The organism is Lutibacter sp. (assembly GCF_041596795.1).
In the GTDB taxonomy this organism is placed as follows: Bacteria; Bacteroidota; Bacteroidia; order Flavobacteriales; family Flavobacteriaceae; genus Lutibacter.
Genome location: NZ_JBFHHX010000011.1, coordinates 1 through 16,532 on the forward strand (window position 1 = coordinate 1; position 16,532 = coordinate 16,532).

Genomic DNA, 16,532 nt, shown 5'->3' on the forward strand with positions numbered 1-16,532 from the left:
AATAATGGATGGGTAAGCTATTGGCAACCTCATGGAGATGATTCTGAATTAGGGACTGCTATTTTAGCTTCAAAAGAATATTTTACTGATTTTGAAAAATATGATGTTGATACTCCAGATTTAAGTAACGCTTATGCTAACTTAAATGTAGTTGATTCTAAAGTTGTTTATTATGCTGGTTTTGGATGGAAAAAAAGCAAGCAATTTAACACAAAAGAAGCTTGGGAAAATTATTTAAATGAATTTTCCTTAAGAATCAAAACTCCTTTAACAATACAATTGCTTAATTAAATAGAATTTATTATATTTTGTTAAATTTGTGAATTGTAATTCTCAAAATTAAATTTTTTTACAAACTTTATTTATTATGTTTTCTTCTATAGATTTTTTTATATAAACATATTTGTTATATTTAACATAAACCTTCTAGCTATCACTTACCTTTTTAAAAGGTACTTATTCAATTTTCTAAAAAAAACCAACATTACCTATTCAAAAAAAACCATTGAAAAAAATTAGTTTCAATGGTTTTTTTATAATTCTTTAGATTAAATATTCTTTCTTATTTCTTAATTTCCTTTTGCATAATCTGCTAAAAATTGAGCTAATCCACTATCTGTTAACGGGTGTTTTAACAATCCCATAATTGAGGACAATGGTCCGGTCATAACATCTGAGCCAATTTTTGCACAATCAATTACGTGCATTGTATGACGAATAGATGCTGCTAATATTTCGGTTTCAAAACCGTAGTTATTATAAATCTGTCTGATTTCAGAAATTAAATGAACTCCATCTGTTGCAATATCATCCAATCTACCTAAAAATGGAGAAACATATGTTGCTCCTGCTTTTGCGGCTAATAAAGCCTGCCCAGCAGAAAAAACTAATGTTACATTAGTTCTAACTCCTTTATCAGAAAAATATTTACACGCTTTTACTCCATCTGCAATCATTGGTAGTTTTACCACAATTTGAGGATGAAGTGCTGATAAAGCTTCTCCTTCTTTCACCATTCCTTCAAAATCTGTTGCAATTACCTCTGCACTTACATCACCATCCACAATATTACAAATGTCAACATAATGTTTTAAAATATTCTCTGCACCTGTAATTCCTTCCTTTGCCATTAATGATGGGTTTGTTGTAACCCCATCTAAAACACCAAGCTCTTGCGCTTCTTTTATTTGCTCTAAATTTGCTGTATCTATAAAAAATTTCATTCTTTTTATTTATATAAATTATACCTACGTAAAATATTATTTTAGTTCAAAACTTTTAAGCCAACAAATAATGATTATCCTAAAAGTTTTGAACCTCTTTTTATTTTTTTAAATTGATTAATATAGTTTTAAGCAACTACTACCTTCTTATTTACTCCAAATATTTTCCATTTCTTCCAGTGATTTACCTTTTGTTTCTGGAACAAATTTCCAAACAATCATCATTGCTATTACACCCATTACACCATAAATCCAATACGCAAAACCGTGGTTAAACTTCTCTAATAAATACGTGTTTTTATCCATCATAGGAAACGTCCAAGAAACTAAATAATTAGAAATCCATTGTGCTGCAACTGCCACTGCCAAAGCTCTTCCTCTAATTTTATTTGGAAATATTTCTGAAAGTAACACCCAACAAACTGGCCCCCAACTCATAGCAAAACTAGCAATGTATAGCAACATAAATACTAACGCTCCCATTCCAACTGACTTCATAAAAAACGTTGTTCCAAGTGCAAACATTGATATTGCCATACCTGCAGCTCCAATAATCATTAATGGTTTTCTACCAAATTTATCAACCGTTAAAATTGCCAATACTGTAAACAATAAATTTACTGCACCTACAATTATAGTTTGTAGTAGTGCAATGTCGGTTCCTGAACCCATACTTTTAAAAATCTCTGGAGCATAATACAACACAACATTTATTCCTACAAATTGCTGAAAAACAGAAAGTAATATTCCAATAACGATTACTGCAATTCCAAACGAAAATAATTTCCCCGAATGACTTACAACTGTATTTTGAATTTCATTTAATATTTTTTTACCTTCTTCAACACCGTTAATTTTAATTAAAACATCTAGTGCTTTTTCTGGTTGCGACTGCAATACTAAAGATCTTGGTGTATCCGGCACAAAAAACAACATTAATAAAAACAAACTAGCTGGAATTATTTCCGATGCAAACATCCATCTCCAACCAACAGTATTTAACCAAGTATCATCTCCTTGCTTTGCTATGTAATAGTTTACAAAATACACTACCAACATCCCAAAAATAATGGCAAACTGATTCATTGACACCAGTTTACCTCTACTTTTTGCAGGAGCAATTTCAGCAATATATAAAGGTGAAAGCATAGATGCTAAACCTACGCCTATACCTCCAATAATTCTATAAATAATAAAAATATAAATAAATGTATGGTCTCCTTCTCCTATTTGTTTTAGTAGCATCTCTGGCATTGCAGAACCAATAGCTGACAATAAAAATAGTACAGCAGCTAAAATTAAACCGTTTTTACGTCCTAATTTTTTACTGATTATTCCTCCTGAAATTCCACCAATAACACACCCAATTAATGCACTTGAAACAACAAAACCCAATCGAGCATTTGAACTCGTTTCATCTAAGCCAAATGGCAAAACGAAAAAACTTTCTAAAGAACTCACAGTTCCTGAAATAACCGCTGTATCATATCCAAATAATAAACCTCCAAGGGTAGCTACTATAGTTAATTTTAACAAATAACTAGTGTTTGATGCTGTTGCCATGCTTAATTATATATATTGATTAATAATGTTTTCAAACAATTCTTGTTTACCACTTTTTAAAGGTAACTCACCATTTTCTTGCGCAATTTTGTACAAGTCTTGCATAGTTAATTTTCCTTCTTCAAAAGCTTTTCCATTTCCTGTATCAAAAGAACTGTAACGAACTGATCTTAATTTTTCATATGGAGAAGAAGTTATTATTTTGTCAGCAATTAGTAATGCTCTTGCAAAAGTATCTGCTCCTCCAATATGAGCTAAGAAAACATCTTCCATATCAGTAGAATTTCTTCTGATTTTTGCATCAAAATTAATTCCTCCACCTTGTAAACCTCCTGCTTTTAGGAAAACCAACATAGCTTCTGTAGTTTCTTGAATGTTGTTTGGAAATTGATCGGTATCCCAACCATTTTGATAATCTCCACGATTTGCATCTAAACTCCCCAACATTCTAGCATTGGCTGCTGTTTCAATTTCATGTTGAAACGTGTGTTGTGCTAGAGTTGCATGATTTACTTCAATATTCATTTTAAAATCTTTATCTAAACCATATTGACGTAAAAATCCGATAGCAGTTGCGCAATCAAAATCGTATTGATGTTTCATTGGCTCCATTGGTTTTGGTTCTATAAAGAAATTCCCTTTAAAGCCTTGTGCACGGGCATAGTCACGAGCCATTTTTAAAAACTGCCCCATATGGTCCAATTCTCTTCCCATGTCGGTATTTAATAAAGACATATAGCCTTCTCTTCCTCCCCAAAACACGTAGTTTTCACCACCTAGTTTTATGGTTGCATCTAACGCTAGCTTTATTTGTCCACCTGCACGAGCTACAACATCAAATTCTGGATTTGTTGAAGCACCGTTCATATAGCGTTGGTTAGAAAAACAATTGGCAGTTCCCCATAATAATTTTACGCCTGAAGCGGCTTGTTTTTCTTTTAAATAATCTGTTATAATGTTTAATCTTTCTTCCGATTCTGCAAAAGTTGCTCCTTCTTGAATTAAATCGTAATCGTGAAAACAGTAGTACCCGAATCCCATTTTAGTAATAAATTCAAAAGCTGCATCTGCTTTTTCTTTTGCTGCTTGAATTGGGTCTGCTGATTGATCCCAAGCAAAATTTTGTGTTCCTGGCCCAAATGGATCTCCTCCTTGCCCACAGAATGTATGCCAATACGCAATTGCAAATTTAAAATGTTCACGCATTGTTTTTCCGGCTACAACCTGATCTGGATTGTAGTATTTAAATGCTAATGGATTATTTGATTCTTTTCCTTCAAATTTAATTTCTCCAATACCTTTAAAGTATTCTTTGTTTCCTAAAATTGCCATTATATTATATATTTTGATTTTAAATTATTTATTTTTTTATTTGGTACTTAATATTAATTCTAATTCTTTTTTCCAATTTTGGTACGCTTTTAAATAAGGCTCTTTGTCTTTAAAAGGCATAAAGGTCATAACGTGGTCATTATCCATAATTACCTTTCCAAAGTTTTTAAAATTGCCCTTATGTAAAGCAGATGCCCTAGCAGCTCCAATAGCTCCTGTAGTATTATAAATTTCTATTTCATGTTGAATTAAAGTTGCAACGGTATTTGCAAAAATTTCAGATCGAAATAAATTATCATTCCCGGCACGAATTACGTTTACATCTATTCCATCAGATTTTAAAATCTCCATTCCGTACACAAAAGAAAAGGCAATTCCTTCTAACGAAGCTCTGCAAATATGTCCTTTATGATGATTATTTAAGTTTACATTTACCAAACGTGTACCTATTTCCAAATTATTTAACATTCTTTCTGCTCCGTTACCAAAAGGAAGCATACAAACACCATCTGAACCAACAGGAATTTCTGATGCCAAATTGTTCATTTCTTCGTATGATGAAACTGCTAAATTATTAAGTAACCAACGGTATTGAATACCTGCACCGTTAACATTTAACAATTTACCTATTAGAGGAGATGATTTTGTATAATTTACATGAGCGAAGTTGTTAACTCTTGTGCTTTCTTTCCCAGATAAATTTTCTGTAATTGCATACACAACTCCCGATGTTCCTCCAGTGGCAGCAATTTCTCCAGGGTTAAATACATTTAGAGCTAATGCATTATTAGGTTGATCTCCTGCTCTATAAAAAATTGGAGTTCCGGCAGCTAAACCGCTTTCTTTTTCTCCTTGCTCACTTACAACGCATTGATTTCCAAAAGTTGGAACAATATCTGGAACTAAAGATTTATCAATTCCATAATGTTCCAATAAAAAATCAGCAACACTATCATTTTTAAAATCCCAGAATATTCCTTCGGATAATCCAGAAATAGTTGTATTTATTATATCTGAAAACTTGTAGGCAATAAAATCACCTGGCAACATAAATTTATAGATGTTTTTATAAATCTCTGGTTCATTTTCTTTAACCCATTTTAATTTTGATGCCGTAAAATTAGCTGGAGAATTTAGTAAATGGGAAGTACATTTTTCTTCTCCTATTTCTTTAAATCCTTTACGTCCAATTTCTACCGCTCTACTATCGCACCAAATAATGCTTTTACGAAGCGGTTTTCCTGTTTTATCAACAATTACAAGTCCGTGCATTTGGTAGGAAATTCCTATCCCTTTTATTTGCGTTCTAGAAATGTTATACGTTTTTTTTAATCTTTCAATGGCTTTGCAAATATATTGCCACCACTCTTCTGGTTTTTGCTCTGCCCACCCATTTTTTAGGGCTAACATACTCATTTCTGTTTCTGGTTCTTGTACAACTCCAATACTTTTTCCTGTTGAAATTTCTACAAGAGCAGCCTTGATGGAAGAACTTCCTAAATCAAATCCGATGTAATACATAATTTTATAATGACTCTCTTATGGTTAACGTTGTTGGCACATATACTTGCACCTGTTTATCTTCTGTAATAAATTCAGCTGCTTTTATTCCTAATTTCTTAAAATCGGTTGAAATTACTGTAATGCCTTTATAAATAAATTTTTTCATAGGTGTTTCATTGTACGACAAGAAACCTACATCTACACCTGGTTCTAAATTCTTCTCTTTACATTGCTCTAAGAAATTTCCAAGCACTCTATCACTTACACTTATATAGGCTATTCCCTTCTCAATAATAAAATCCTTTGGATTGGCAAGTACTTTATAAGGTATTTCTTCCTTTTCGCAAAAACGTTCAAAAAACTGAACTGTTTCTATAGGGTGATTTGTAAACGTTGGATATAAAAATCGTATTTCTTTGTATTTTTTAAATAAATTTTTAGCTTCATTTAAAGCACTTAAAAAGGATTTTCCAAAATCTTGAAACACATAATTACAAGTATCAAAAGCACAAATATTCCAATCTATTAACAAAAGTTTATCAGTACTAATTTTTCTTAAAATTTGCTGTATCTCTTGGTGATTAAAACCCATTATTACATATTTATAATATTTACCAACACTATTATTTATAATGGTTTTAAAATTATCTATATTATAATGATGAAATTGAATATCAGTAATAATATTGTCTGGTAAATTATTGGTGAAAGAATGGTATAAAACTTCCTTATAAGCCTTAAATGTATCTAAAAGCAATAAGATTTTTCGTGTATCTGCTGCAACATAATAGCCTTTATTTGGAACAGAATCTACAACGCCATTTTCTTTTAAAATTGAATAAGCTTTAAAAATAGTATCTCTAGATATATTGTGCGTTTTACAAATACTATTTACTGACGGTAAGGCATCTCCAATTTTAATATTATTTTTTGCAATTGCATCATTAATAGAATTCACTATTTGTTGATATTTTGGAATATCACTTAGGTGATTTATACTAATTATATTTTTATCATCACTCATTTAACCATACTGTTCTGTTCCGGTATGTAAATGTATAAAATTAAAATATAAGGACAATAAAATGCTAGAAATATTTAACATTTTATTTTTTATGATTTTTTTTAAAATTTAAAACAGTTTTTTAGTCTATTTTTTACCATTGCTCACTTTAATTTTACTTAATTTGCAACGTTATTAAAACACCTTTAAACATAAAAATAAAATTAACTTTATACTACTTTTGTGAAATTAGATAAATTTGTTTTAGCAATTATTTGCACCATAATAATAGCTTATTTTATACCTCAATTTGGATTAGAAACCAGTGTAATTCCTTTAGAAATTATAAGTTCTGTTGGTATTTCATTTATATTCTTTTTTTACGGATTAAAATTAAACGGAGAAAAACTAAAAGATGGTTTGAAAAACTGGAAATTACATCTGTTAATTCAATTAAGCACTTTCTTACTATTTCCTTTATTAGTACTTATATTTTATCCTTTTATACAAAGTAAAGAAGCTCATTTACTTTGGTTAGCTATATTTTTTATGGCAGCTTTACCTTCAACAGTATCATCATCAGTTGTAATGGTTTCAATGGCAAAGGGAAATATTCCATCAGCAATTTTTAATGCAAGTATTTCGGGAATTATTGGAATTGCATTAACACCACTTTTTGTTGGCTTTTTTACAAATAACACTAGTGCTAATTTTGATTATTCAAGTGTTTATTTAAAATTAATTATCGAAATAATTTTACCTGTTGTTCTTGGTATTTTTTTACAGCGTTTTTTTGGAAAATATGCCAATAAATATAGCACACAGTTAAGTTTATTTGATAAATCTGTAATTCTTCTAATTATTTATAAAAGTTTTGCAAAATCATTCCATCAAAAAATATTTAGCACAGTAAGTCTTTTTGATTTTATTTTGCTGTTTTCAATAGTAATTGTACTATTTTTTATAATTTATTATTTTATAGGTTTTATAGCTAACAAATTAAATTTTTCTTTAGAAGATAAAATTACAGCTCAATTTTGTGGAACCAAAAAATCACTAGTACACGGTACTGTTTTTTCCAAAGTTTTATTTGGAACTTCTGCTGTATCTGGTTTTTTTCTATTACCAATAATGCTGTTTCATGCAATTCAAATATTAATAATTAGTATAATTGCCAGAAAATTAGGTGCTAGAAACTAAATTTGGCAATTCTTAAAAAAACATTAACCTATTTATAAAATAAATTACCTTTCATAAACCTTAATATATCCAAATACCGTAATAAAATTAATTTTTAAAGGCAAGGTTTATACTAATGCTATTAAACTTTACTTACAGAACTTAATTAACAAGGGTTTTCATCAAAAAAGTAAAACCTTTTATCACTTTCTACAACTTCTAAGGATTAATTTTTCTCTTTTCTCATTACTAAAATAGGTGAAATAATTAATTTTAATTATTTAAACCACCCTAATTTTTTAGGGTAGATTTATTATTTATTTAGGTTTTATATAAATTTAACAAACTAATGATTGTCAATTATTTAAAAAACTTAACTATCAATTGTGAAATTAGATTTTTATAGTTATATTTATATAATTATAACCCCAAAACACTAAATTTTCATGCACTCACATTAGACCTTTAAAAAATTATTTAATTGTTTTTTTTTGATGTATTTTCTTTTTTTAGGGTTATCATAATTAAAAATAATGATGATGAAAAAAAAGTACCTATTTGTATTCATTTGTTGTTTTATATTTGCTAAAAATTTTGGACAATGCCCCAACGCTCCAACAAATTACCCCACAGTATCGTTTTCTTTTGTTACACAAACCGACGCTAGATTAACAATTACAGCAAATAACACACCAGCGGTAGCAGGTTATTTGGTAGTTCAAAGCACTTTTACAACAATAGAAACAACACCAGCAAATGGTACAACTTACACTGTTGGTAGCTCTTTTGGTACTGGAACAGTAATCTCTAATGGCTCTTCAACAATAATAAATTTAACTGGTTTAACTACCGGAACCAATTATTACTATTTTGTTTACCCTTATTATAACTGCACAGTCTCACCTACATATAAAAGCACTAGTACACCTTATACCCTTTTAAGAACTGTTGGTTTAGCTTGTGTTGATGAAAATTTTGAGTCCTATTCTAATTATTCGTGTGGAAATTCAACTGGTCAAGTATTTATTGGTTCGTTTGGGCTTTATCAAACTAAAGCTTGCTTTGTAAATGATGGTACTTTTGGAAAATCCATTAAAATAACGAATCCTAGTTCATGGGTATTTCTTCCCGTTTTAGATAATATAAAAGTTATTGAATTTTACGCTAATGTCTCTGGAGGTTTAAGTGGATCTATATTTGAAATTGAATATTGGTCTGCCGGAAGCAACAATTGGGTTGCAATTAATTATAATTCTTATAAACAAGGAACTCCACTTTTAACAAATACACCATATAAAAGATACATCATAGATTTACAGTTTACACCTTTAATTTCAGTAGGATCAACAATTTTAAGAATTAGAAATACGGTTGGTAATTCAGATGGAATATTTGATAATTTCAAAATTTATTGTTTAGGTAATAATGTTGATTGCCCACCAAAAGCAATATGGCACAAAAAAACTGATGAAACAAGACCCTATTGGTATAAAACACTTAATGATACTGAAACTATAGATCCTAGTTACACTCAAATTTCAACAATTACGCCACAAAGTAACATAAGTGTAATTCTTGACACAGATTACGATACAGCAACCTATGGCGATTTTGAAGCTTGTTCTGTTATAGTTAATACTGGAGTTACACTAAATATTAACGGTACTTCTTCCTATAATTATGTTTCCATTGTTAAAGAATTACAAGTGAAAAATAGTGCAATTGTTAATATTGAAGATAAAAACTCTTTAATTATGGTTAATAACGGTTCCTCTGTAAACTTGGTTGGTACAGGTATTATAAATACTAAAAAAACAACCAAAGCACAATCAGATTGGAACTTTACCTATTGGTCTTCTCCCGTGACTAATGATACATCTGGACCAACAATTTCAAATATATTTTTTAGCAATCCTGTATACCCTTCTAGTATGGATGCCTATAAAATTTTTAAATATGATGCAACTAAGTTTAATGATAGTGATGGTGATGGTTTAGATGATGATGATCCTTATACAACCAATTGGGTTTGGCAAAAACCCACAGAAACAAAAATGATACCTGGGGTTGGATATATTGTAAATTCTTATCCAGGAGGTCAAGCAGCAAAAACTTATACCTTTAGTGGTAAAATAAATAACGGAATAATTAACGTTCCAATTTACAGCAGTGCAAATACAAATGTTTTAGCTAATTATTCAACAGATTATGACGATTGGAATTTGATTGGAAACCCTTACTCTTCCGCTTTAAATGCTGCTTCTTTTCTATCAGATCCTAATAATATTTCAATAATTGGAGGCACAGCATTATTATGGACGCAAACAAATGTTGTAGACATTGGTAATACTGGTTATGCTAATTATAAAAATTTCAATAATGGAGATTATTCTTATTATAACATATCAGGTTATTTACCTGCAGATATTAATGCTACTCCTGTTTCTAATTTATACATAGCCTCTGGACAAAGTTTTATGGTAGAAGGTATAGCTAATAATGGCACAACAGCATTGGCTGCTGGAGCAAAAATTGGTGATGTTACGTTTTCTAATTCTATGAGATACGGATCTTATGTTAATAATTATAAAATTTTCCCGCCATTTGATAATACTGTTTTTTATAAACCTAGTAAAACTTCAAAAAAAACAGATGCCACTGATGATAATTCCAATAAAATTTGGTTAAGCCTTTCCGAAACACAAGGAGCCTTTAGCCAAACATTGGTCTCGTTTTTTGATTACGATGCATCTAAAATGGAAAATGCCACTGACGGAATAGACAGAGCTTACGATGCTATTAAATTCATATCGGGTAATTATGTTGATATTTATTCTTTAATTGATGAACAACCATATGCAATTCAAGGAAGAACATCATTAACAGATGATGCAATAATTCCTTTAGGTTATAATACCAACATAACTGGAACTTTAAAAATTGAGATTAAAAATAGATTAGGAGCAATAGCTGATAAGGACATTTTTTTAGAAGATAAATTATTTCCAAACTTACCATATCATAATTTATCCAATTCACCCTATGAATTTGAAGTTACCGAATCTGAAACAAATGATAATAGGTTTAATTTGAAATTTCAAGAGAAATCTTTAACAGTTGATACAATTAAAACGGAGTTAAATAAAGTAATTGTAAATTCCAATAACAATTTATTACTAGTAAAAAGTACTGAGGAAACTATAAATACAATTATAATTTACGATTTATTAGGCAGAATATTAACTAAAGTAAATCCAAATAAAAAAGAATACGAATTTAATATGAGCCAAATAAATAAAGGGAGTATTGTAATTGTAAAAACATTTCTTAACAATCAAACTATAACTATAAATAAAACCATAATTTTTTAAAATTCTATTGTACAATTAAATTGAAAGAACAACGCATAAAATATGAGAAACCCTTTGAAAAATATAATACTATTTTTATTGGCCTCTTTTTTGTGCGTTAAAACTGTAAGTGCTCAAATTGTACCTCCACCACCTCCTCCACCTCCACCAAAACCTTTACCAATTGATGGAGGATTAACATTATTAATTCTATCTGGTGTTATTTATGGCTTATTTGAATTACGAAAAAAGTGAAAATAATGTTATTTATTTATTTGCCATCTATTTATTATAGTACTTTTTAAAGCACTTAAAACCCAACACCTTTTCTTTTAATCTTAAAAACATTTACAACTATTTTAAGGTACGGTTTATAAAACAGCCCTAAAATTACATTCTAAACACTATTTCAAATTATAGGTATATTTTAGTATAAATCAATCTATCTAACAACTTAAAAGGATAAAACTGTATTTTATTTATTAAAATTCAATATATTAGTAGCTTGAATTAAAAAAAAAACCAAATATTTATAATTTATGAAAATTAAATCTACTTTTATAACCCTTACAGCAGCGTTATTATCGTTTATTGTTGTAAATGCACAAGAAATTCCTATTGAATATCTTTCTACACAATTAGCTCCAAATACATCAGAATACAGTAAAACTATACTTGAAAATGAAATTGCAGGAATTACAGTTGAACATATTACACTTATTGGTGGTAATGAAAAAAAGGAACTTCTAGAAAATGGGAATAAATACATTTACCTGTTTATTAAAGGTCAGGGAAATGCAGTTGGAAATAAAACAAATTATGAAATTGTTCCCGAAACAATTTTACTACCTAATTCAGTGAATGAAATTTCTATATTTCCAGCCAAAAACGACACGCTACATTTTATTAAAATAGCTAGCAAATTAACAGAACAAGATCTTTTAGATTTAAAAGAGTTTCCTAAGGAAAATACTGAACAAATTTATTATGCAAAATTTATTGACTGTAAACCTTATACAGAACCAATAAAAAGTCCGAATACAGTAAGTCGCACAGTGTTACCTAACAAATACATTCCTAGAATTGCAATGGGAACTGTTGAAACTATGGGTCCAGATAAAGTTGATCCACACGAACACGGAATGTTAGAACAATTGTTTCTTGGATTAACAGATAATAACGTTATTGTATATGCTGATGATAGTCAGATAGATTTTCCTGCTTACTCAATTCTTCATATTCCTTTAGGATCTAGCCATTCAGTAGAAGCCAAAGCCGGAGAAAAAATGTACTATATGTGGATGGACTTTTTTATGGATAAAAAAGGAGAAGAATGGTTAAAAACACATAATCAAATTGAGGAGGAATAATTTTTTAAACATTTAAAAATGAGAGTATCATAACTCTAAAAATATTTTATTACGACCTGAAAATTGATAATTTTCAGGTCGTTCTTATTTTAATTCAACAAAATAAATTGTAATAAAAAGTAAAAATTTAATACTTATGAAAAAGCTACTATTAATATGCGTAATTATTGTTCTATCTAATACAGTAAATAGTCAGAATATTTATAACTTAGATTCACTAGTTTCAGTTCAAATACCTGGTGAGGTTAGTAAAATAGATTCTTTAAAAAACAGCTTAATTCTAATAAAGTATCATTCTAAAGTTGAAAACTCTGAATTTATAGCTCAAAAGGAATTATTTGAAAACGACAGTATTCGTATCTATAATTCCAATTTACCATACGATTTAAAAAGTTTAGAAGAATATTACCAATCTTTTGCAAAATCCTACATAAAAAATGGCTCGTTTAAAATTGAATCTGAAAAATTAATAGAAAAGGACAGCTTAAACGGCTATCATTTAAATTTGAAAGATTCTATAAATAATACCATTCACAAAATTGAATACTTCCTTGTAAACAAAAACCTGTATGTATTTGAGTATAAAACTTCATCACAATTAATTCCAACTGAAAAAGATGTGTTTTTTAACTCTATTAAATTAAAATCAGCTAAAAAATCAAGTCAATTTTTAGGTAAAAGTCCAACCGAAAAAACTGCATATAACCTTGGTTATAAATTTGGTTATGTAATTAAACATCATCCTTCATATATTTGGATTGCAGGAGGAATATTTTTGACTTTACTAATAGGAATTATTGTTTTCTTTATAAAACGAAAATAAAATTACATTAAAACAACATTGTGTTTTTGTTATGTTGCTTGTATAAATATAACACTAGCTTCTTATTTGAAGCCAAATAAAGAGCATCAACAAATAAAAATGTAATTATAGCTTTATCCATTTCTATTAATAAATATTTTTTCACAACTATTAATTTAAATATCAAAATTGTTATATTTAGTTGAATAAAAATTACGGTTTTACTGTAAAAAACAACATTAATTCTGATAAATTATGAATAAAGCAAACAATCAAAATGAACGCATTGTAAAAATGACATTTGCTTCAGTATATCCACATTATGTAACAAAGGTTGAGAAAAAAGGAAGAACTAAAGAAGAATTGTATAAAGTAATTGAATGGCTTACTGGTTACGATGAAAATAAATTAACAGAACTTATTGAAAACAACGTAACCTTCGAGCTCTTTTTTAAGAATGCAACGTTAAACCCAAATGCTCATTTAATAAAAGGTGTTATATGTGGTTATAGAGTGGAAGAAATAGAAAATCCATTAACACAAAAAGTAAGGTATTTAGATAAGTTAATTGATGAGTTAGCGAAAGGAAAAAAAATTGAAAAAATTTTACGAGTTTCTTAAATTAGACTTTTTTGAATAATTTATTATTGAAATAATCGGATAAAAAAGAAAGTCCACAAGTTTAATTTGTGGACTTTCTTTTTTATGAAGTAATAATTTAAAACGTTCAAATTCCGTACTAAATTATTTTTTTCGTTTTAAAAATTTACCTAAAAACGTTTTTTTATCATTCTCATGGTATCCGTTCGAATATTTTCCATACGCACCATAACCGTAACCATATCCATAACCGTAACCATATCCGTATTTAGATTTAATTTTAAAATCATTTAAAACAATACTTAAATTAGAGATTTCTTCTTTCTTATATTTTTCGTTAATCATACGTAACATTCCTTTTTGAGAATAGCCTTGCCTAACTACATAAATTGTAGAATCTGCATATTTAAGCAATTCTATGGCGTCACTAACTAACCCAATTGGTGGCGTATCTAAAATTATATAATCATAATTTTCTTTTAAATAACCTATTAATTCATCAGTTGCCGAACTAATTAATAATTCTGATGGATTTGGTGGAATTGGACCAGAAGTAATTACATCTAAATTTGGAATATCTGTTTTTTGAATAATATTTTCTATACTTTCCTCATCAATTAAAAAATTAACTACACCATTCTCATTTGTTAACTCAAAATCACCAAATATTTTAGGTTTACGTAAATCCAATCCAACTAAAATTGTTTTCTTTCCTCCTAAGGCAAAAACGGTAGCCATATTTATAGACACAAATGTTTTTCCTTCACCACTCACCGATGAAGTTACAATAACCGTTTTTGATTTCTCTTTAGATTTTCGAACAAATAAAAACTGAATATTAGATCTTAATGCTCTAAAAGATTCAGCTACGGTAGATTTAGGCTTTAAAAACACTGCTAAATTATTTACTGCTGAATTGCTTCCTACAATCCCTAAAATTGGAATTGGAGAAACGCGTTCAATATCTTCAGCTGTATGAATTCTAGTATCCAAAATTTCTTTTGCTATAATTACAAATAGAGGTAAAATAATTCCTAATAAAAGTGCAATCATATAATTAAAAGAAACACGAGGTAAAATAAAACCTTGCCCCATATCCTTAGCAGAATCTAACATTGAAATATCCGAAACACTTGCGGCTATGGCAATATCTGCTTCATATCTTTTTTGCATTAAAAACACAAAATTCGATTCCGTTAAGCTATATTTTCTTTGAAAATTTAATAATTTTTGTTCTTTATTAGGTAATTTATTTAATTCGTAAGTGTATGAGTTTAACCTCTTTAAACTATTATTTAAAGTTACCTTTGTTACCTCTTTAAGCGATGCCAAATTCTCCAACAACACATTTCTTGCCGTTTCAATTTCCTGATTTGCTAATTTTAAAGAAGGATGATTTGATGTTACCTCTTTAGATAATTTTTCATTTTTAATAGATAACTTGGTTAAATTTCCTACCATTTCTGCAATGGAAGCATCCTCAATATTTATAATTGCTGGTGCAGGAATTTTAGCGTAGTTTTTATGAGTTTTTATGTAGTTTTCTAAATTATTAAAATACGCAATTCTATCGGATAATTCTTTTTGCATTTTATCCAATCCTGTAGTTTGAGAAAAAATCTCTCCACCTTGAGCAGATAAATCATAAATTGAATTTTGTTGCTTAAATTGTTCAATATTAGTTTCAATTAATTTTAAACTATCAGAGGTGTTTTTAAATTGCGCATCAATAAACTCTTTAGTGCTTCGAGCATAATTTGTTTTCTGTTCAAGTTCTACTTCCGCTAAAACTTCTACTGTTTTATTTAGAAAATCAACCAACCTATTTTTATTTGCACCTGTTAAAGAAAGTTCAATTAATGACGTTCCTGCCAAACCTGTTGCGCGTATATTTTGATATTTTCCTGTAACCTGATCAACACTATTTAATTGAATATAATAGGTTTGCCCTTTTAAATCATCATTTTTTTCTAAAACACTAATTTGTCCTTTTAAAAAAGGTAAATTAATATACTCATCAGATGAAAATGATTGCGAAAAATTTAAATTATTAACTGTATAATTTTTAGTGCTTTGATCTTTGTAATTAATTAATTTAACCGTTTTTTCAGAATCAAAATCTACCGATAAATTAAAAGTAGAGTTATCAATAAAATCAATTTTAATAAGGGTATTTAATAATTGATACTGATTTGGTTGTAATTTAATTTTAAATGGAGTTGCCCCGTAAACATCTTCTTTTCTAAAACGTCCATCTTTTAAATAATCTATATAAAATTCTAATTCTTTAACAACATTTTCATTATGTGATCTTGATGTTAATGCTTTTCTAATAGATTCTACTTGGTCACTTACTCCTCCCCAATTAAAAGCAATATTTGTTCCTGAAGAAAATAAAGGATTACTTTTTTCCTTTACTTCAATTGTATTGCTTAATCCATATATTTTTTCAGCTGAAATATTAAAATAATACGCAATGGCAAGTGCTACTGGAATAGTAACTAAAAACCATTTCCAATTAGATAAAATTCTAAATAAATAATCTTTAATATCAGAAATATGATCTCCAGGGTTTTCAATAAATTTGAACTTATTATTCATTCTTAT

General features: G+C 28.7%; 13 protein-coding genes. 7 read left to right on the forward strand and 6 right to left on the reverse strand.

The window, feature by feature from the left end; genetic code table 11:
• Positions 1-291 (forward strand): DUF4861 family protein (locus ABY298_RS02590; protein WP_372744433.1); only part of this gene is annotated, 291 nt, incomplete at its 5' end.
• A 278-nt stretch (positions 292-569) separates the two neighbouring features.
• On the opposite strand, the gene fsa is transcribed toward ABY298_RS02590, so the two are convergent.
• The 5 genes from fsa to ABY298_RS02615 form a co-directional block, all read right to left on the reverse strand.
• Positions 570-1,223 (reverse strand): fructose-6-phosphate aldolase, encoded by a 654-nt coding sequence (fsa, locus tag ABY298_RS02595; protein WP_372744434.1) that lies wholly within the window; start codon positions 1,221-1,223, stop codon positions 570-572.
• A 147-nt stretch (positions 1,224-1,370) separates the two neighbouring features.
• A complete protein-coding gene (xylE, locus tag ABY298_RS02600) occupies positions 1,371-2,786 on the reverse strand; it encodes a D-xylose transporter XylE (protein WP_372744435.1) in 1,416 nt (471 codons plus the stop codon).
• Between the two features lie 6 nt (positions 2,787-2,792).
• A complete protein-coding gene (gene xylA, locus ABY298_RS02605; RefSeq protein WP_372744436.1) occupies positions 2,793-4,118 on the reverse strand; it encodes a xylose isomerase in 1,326 nt (441 codons plus the stop codon).
• Between the two features lie 36 nt (positions 4,119-4,154).
• Entirely contained in the window at positions 4,155-5,639 is a 1,485-nt protein-coding gene (locus tag ABY298_RS02610; protein ID WP_372744437.1) for a xylulokinase, read from the reverse strand.
• 4 nt (positions 5,640-5,643) lie between these two features.
• A complete protein-coding gene (locus ABY298_RS02615; RefSeq protein WP_372744438.1) occupies positions 5,644-6,645 on the reverse strand; it encodes a GntR family transcriptional regulator in 1,002 nt (333 codons plus the stop codon).
• A gap of 222 nt (positions 6,646-6,867) precedes the next feature.
• Between ABY298_RS02615 and ABY298_RS02620 the strand changes: the two genes are divergently transcribed.
• From ABY298_RS02620 to ABY298_RS02645, 6 genes are all read left to right on the forward strand, one after another.
• Positions 6,868-7,824, forward strand: coding sequence for a bile acid:sodium symporter family protein (locus tag ABY298_RS02620; protein ID WP_372744439.1), 957 nt, complete (start codon positions 6,868-6,870; stop codon positions 7,822-7,824).
• Between the two features lie 518 nt (positions 7,825-8,342).
• Entirely contained in the window at positions 8,343-11,174 is a 2,832-nt protein-coding gene (locus ABY298_RS02625; protein ID WP_372744440.1) for a hypothetical protein, read from the forward strand.
• Between the two features lie 42 nt (positions 11,175-11,216).
• Complete coding sequence (locus ABY298_RS02630; RefSeq protein WP_372744441.1) at positions 11,217-11,408, forward strand: PID-CTERM protein-sorting domain-containing protein; 192 nt, start codon at positions 11,217-11,219, stop codon at positions 11,406-11,408.
• Positions 11,409-11,692: 284 nt separating this feature from the next.
• A complete protein-coding gene (locus ABY298_RS02635; RefSeq protein ID WP_372744443.1) occupies positions 11,693-12,523 on the forward strand; it encodes a cupin domain-containing protein in 831 nt (276 codons plus the stop codon).
• A 136-nt stretch (positions 12,524-12,659) separates the two neighbouring features.
• Positions 12,660-13,346: a hypothetical protein gene (locus ABY298_RS02640; protein ID WP_372744444.1), complete on the forward strand. Its 687-nt coding sequence runs from the start codon at positions 12,660-12,662 to the stop codon at positions 13,344-13,346.
• A 234-nt stretch (positions 13,347-13,580) separates the two neighbouring features.
• Positions 13,581-13,946, forward strand: a complete 366-nt coding sequence (locus tag ABY298_RS02645; RefSeq protein WP_372744445.1) for a DUF2200 domain-containing protein — start codon at positions 13,581-13,583, stop codon at positions 13,944-13,946.
• Positions 13,947-14,069: 123 nt separating this feature from the next.
• Here ABY298_RS02645 and ABY298_RS02650 read toward each other — a convergent pair whose 3' ends face one another.
• Complete coding sequence (locus ABY298_RS02650) at positions 14,070-16,526, reverse strand: polysaccharide biosynthesis tyrosine autokinase (RefSeq protein ID WP_372744446.1); 2,457 nt, start codon at positions 16,524-16,526, stop codon at positions 14,070-14,072.
• Positions 16,527-16,532: the final 6 nt, after the last annotated feature.

Coding starts and splice junctions, on each gene's coding strand:
- ABY298_RS02645 (WP_372744445.1), top strand. CDS start 13,581: ATGAATAAAGCAAACAATCAAAATGAACGCATTGTAAAAATGACATTT.
- ABY298_RS02615 (WP_372744438.1), bottom strand. CDS start 6,645: ATGAGTGATGATAAAAATATAATTAGTATAAATCACCTAAGTGATATT.
- ABY298_RS02610 (WP_372744437.1), bottom strand. CDS start 5,639: ATGTATTACATCGGATTTGATTTAGGAAGTTCTTCCATCAAGGCTGCT.
- xylE (WP_372744435.1), bottom strand. CDS start 2,786: ATGGCAACAGCATCAAACACTAGTTATTTGTTAAAATTAACTATAGTA.
- fsa (WP_372744434.1), bottom strand. CDS start 1,223: ATGAAATTTTTTATAGATACAGCAAATTTAGAGCAAATAAAAGAAGCG.
- xylA (WP_372744436.1), bottom strand. CDS start 4,118: ATGGCAATTTTAGGAAACAAAGAATACTTTAAAGGTATTGGAGAAATT.
- ABY298_RS02630 (WP_372744441.1), top strand. CDS start 11,217: ATGAGAAACCCTTTGAAAAATATAATACTATTTTTATTGGCCTCTTTT.
- ABY298_RS02625 (WP_372744440.1), top strand. CDS start 8,343: ATGAAAAAAAAGTACCTATTTGTATTCATTTGTTGTTTTATATTTGCT.
- ABY298_RS02635 (WP_372744443.1), top strand. CDS start 11,693: ATGAAAATTAAATCTACTTTTATAACCCTTACAGCAGCGTTATTATCG.
- ABY298_RS02640 (WP_372744444.1), top strand. CDS start 12,660: ATGAAAAAGCTACTATTAATATGCGTAATTATTGTTCTATCTAATACA.
- ABY298_RS02650 (WP_372744446.1), bottom strand. CDS start 16,526: ATGAATAATAAGTTCAAATTTATTGAAAACCCTGGAGATCATATTTCT.